Origin of the sequence: Kineococcus gurbantunggutensis, from assembly GCF_050871925.1 — a bacterium.
Taxonomy (GTDB): Bacteria; Actinomycetota; Actinomycetes; order Actinomycetales; family Kineococcaceae; genus Kineococcus.
On sequence record NZ_JBJLSG010000288.1, the window covers coordinates 1 to 2,879 of the forward strand.

The window sequence follows — 2,879 nt, forward strand, 5'->3', positions numbered from 1 at the left end:
GGTGATCAAGGAAGTTGCCACTTCCTTGATCACCGCGAGAGTGGGGGGCGGGTTCCGGGCGTCGCAGGCGTCACGGGCGCTGTGGACGGCGGCGGGCACGGGGGCGCGCTGTGGACGGCGGCGGGTGGCGTCGCGGCCGCGGGCACGCTGCGGCCGTGCTCCCCGCGACCGGCCACGACCTGCTGACCGACCCCGGTGCCGACGAGCGGCTGCGGCTGCGAGCGGCCGCCTCCGTCCTGCCGCCGGGGGCCGCCATCGCGCGCCGCAGCGCAGCCGGTGTCCACGGCTTCCGGTCGGCCGTGCCGCACGAGAGCGACCCCGCCGCCGAGGTCCACGTCGTCCTGCCGACCGGGCGCTCCGCGCTGCGCCGGCCCGGCATCCGCTCCTGGAGCGCGGACACCGACGGCGACGTGGTGCTGGTCGACGGCCTGCCGGTGACCTCACCGCTGCGCACGGCGCTGGACGCCGCCCGGTTCGAACCGCCACCGGTGGCGCTCGCGATGCTCGACCTGGGCCTGCGGCGCGGGCTCTTCGCGCGCGGGGAGGCCCAGGAGCGGCTGGCCCGCCAGCCCGGCGAGCGCGGGGTGGCCCGCGCCCGCCGCCTGGTCGACCTGGCCGACCCCGGCGCCGAGTCCCCGGGCGAGTCGTGGCTGAGGCTGCGGTGCGCCGACGCGGGGTTCCCGGCGGTGACCACCCAGATCGAGGTGCCGCGCGGTCGCGGGCGCCCCTACCGCCTGGACCTGGGCTGGCCGGAGCGGAGGGTGGCGGTCGAGTACGACGGGCGGGAGTTCCACGAGGGCGCCGCGCAGCGGGCGCACGACGAGCGGCGCCGCGCCCACCTGGCCCGCCTGGGCTGGACGGTGGTGGGCGTGGGCGCCGGCGAGGTGCTGGGGCGCTCGTCGGAGCTCGAGCGCGGCCTGGGCGAGCTCCTGGGCCTGCAGCCGCGCCTGCTCGCACGCACCTGGTGAACCCCGGCCTCCCCGCCCCCCTCCCTGCGGTGATCAAGGAAGTTGCCACTTCCTCGATCACCGCAGCGAGGTGGGCGTGGGGACTCAGGAGGAGGGGAAGGACAGGGGGGACGGCGGGACGGTGCGCGGGCCGGAGTCGGAGTCGGAGTCGGAACCCGACCCCGAACCGGGGGCGCCGAGGGGGGTGGAGTCCAGGGCGTCGATCAGCTCGCGCATCGAGTCGTGCACCGCCACCGCGCCGGCCTCGCGCAGCTCGTCGACGGAGTAGCCGCCGGTGCGCAGCGCGACGGCCGGCAGGTCCGCCTTCGCCGCGGCCTGCACGTCCCACGTGGAGTCGCCGAGCACGACGCCGTCGCGCCCCTCCACCTTCTGCAGCGCCACCTGGAACAGGTCGGGGGCGGGCTTTGAGGACTCCGCGTCGTCCGAGGAGGTCCACGCCTCGCACAGCTCGCGGGCGTCGAGCAGGTCCAGGAACGCCTCGACGTGCTGGCCCTTGCCGGAGGAGGCGAGCACGACCTTCCAGCCGCGCCGCCCCAGCTCGACGATCAGGTCGCGCGCGCCGTCGAAGGGCTGGACCTCCGGCAGCAGCCGGTCGAACTCCTCCACCCACGCCTCGCGGGCGTCGTCGCCGTGCTCGCGCTCGAAGCCGTCGCCGGCCACGGCCGGCACGAGCTGGTCGCCGCCCATGCCGATCGCGCGGTGGATGCGCCACACGGGGACGGTGAGGTCGTGGCGCCGGAAGGCGCGGTACCAGGCGATCGCGTGCTGGTAGTTGGTGTCGACGAGGGTGCCGTCGACGTCGAGCAGAGCGGTGTCGGCCATGCCCGCCCCCTACCCGGCGCGGCGCGGTCCTACGCGGGGCGCGGGCCGCTACGCGGCGACGTCCACGCAGAACAGCTTGCGCGGGTCCTGCAGCATCGCCGGCGGCTGCACGTCGGAGCGCTCCACGCGCCCGCCCCAGCGCACCCGGCGCCGGTGCGGCACCGCCACGCCCTTGCGGGCGTCGAACTCGTACCCGCCCAGGACCTCCCCGAGCAGCAGGGCGCGCTCGCGCTCGACGGGCAGGGCGACCTCGTCGCCGGGGGCGAGCTCGTTGACGAAGGTGTCCAGCACCCGCAGGTCCTTGCCGGGGCGCTTGCCGGGCGAGACCTGCTTGAGGAGCTGGCGCAGCGTCGTGCCCTCCTCGGCCACGCGCACGTCGACGTCGACGCCGGACTCGGTGCCCAGCCCCACCACCCCGTCGGCGAGGAACTCCGCGAGCGCCTCGGGGCCGGTGGGGCGCACCACCCACACCAGGCGCCCGCCGGCGCGCGGGCGCGGTTCCAGCGAGGGCGGTTCGGGCCACACGTAGGGAAGGTCGTCGGGCTCGTCGTCGCCGAAGAGCGGGCGGTAGGTCGTGGGGTCCTTGCGCAGCAGCGCGGAGCGGTGGCTCAGGTGCAGGGCCTCGTCGCCCAGCCAGTACGGCATGAGGCCCTCGGCGGCCAGGTCGGCCTGGCTGCGGCCGACGACCTCGGGGGCGAACTCGGCGATGAGGCGTCGGGTGGAGTCGGCGCGCCCGGTGCGGGTCCACTCGTCCACGCAGGCCAGGCCGTAGGCGACCAGGGCGGGGGTGCAGCCGCGCCACATGCGCACCGCGGGGTGGTTCACCCAGCCGTAGTCGGGCAGCTCGATGGCGCGCAGCACCTGCAGGGTCTCCACCCGCTGCTTGCCCAGCCGGGGCGCGTCGAGCACGGCCGCGGACCGGGCGAAGTCGGGGTACGGGAGGAACGTCTGCACGTGCCCCACCGTGGCGCGGGCGCCGCCGGGCCGCCACCCCACCCCCCCTCCACCCCGCTCGTCCCCGACCCCTGGGGGGGGGGTTTGTGTGGTTGTCGGTGTTTTTTTCACTAAGCGGGGGGGGTGGGGGGGGGG

At 76.5% G+C, this 2,879-nt stretch carries 3 protein-coding genes; 1 reads left to right on the plus strand and 2 read right to left on the minus strand.

The annotated features are described in order from the left end of the window. Positions 1 to 155 precede the first annotated feature (155 nt). Positions 156 to 968 (plus strand): hypothetical protein, encoded by an 813-nt coding sequence (locus ACRYR7_RS25045; protein WP_432575077.1) that lies wholly within the window; start codon positions 156 to 158, stop codon positions 966 to 968. Positions 969 to 1,052: 84 nt separating this feature from the next. On the opposite strand, the gene ACRYR7_RS25050 is transcribed toward ACRYR7_RS25045, so the two are convergent. Continuing rightward, positions 1,053 to 1,790, minus strand: coding sequence for an HAD family hydrolase (locus ACRYR7_RS25050; protein ID WP_432575078.1), 738 nt, complete (start codon positions 1,788 to 1,790; stop codon positions 1,053 to 1,055). A gap of 48 nt (positions 1,791 to 1,838) precedes the next feature. Further along, positions 1,839 to 2,744, minus strand: coding sequence for an MSMEG_6728 family protein (locus ACRYR7_RS25055; protein WP_432575079.1), 906 nt, complete (start codon positions 2,742 to 2,744; stop codon positions 1,839 to 1,841). Positions 2,745 to 2,879 lie beyond the last annotated feature (135 nt).

What these genes read in the sequence shown, in the direction of transcription:
- ACRYR7_RS25050 (WP_432575078.1), bottom strand. Translation starts at nt 1,790, where the DNA reads ATGGCCGACACCGCTCTGCTCGACGTCGACGGCACCCTCGTCGACACC.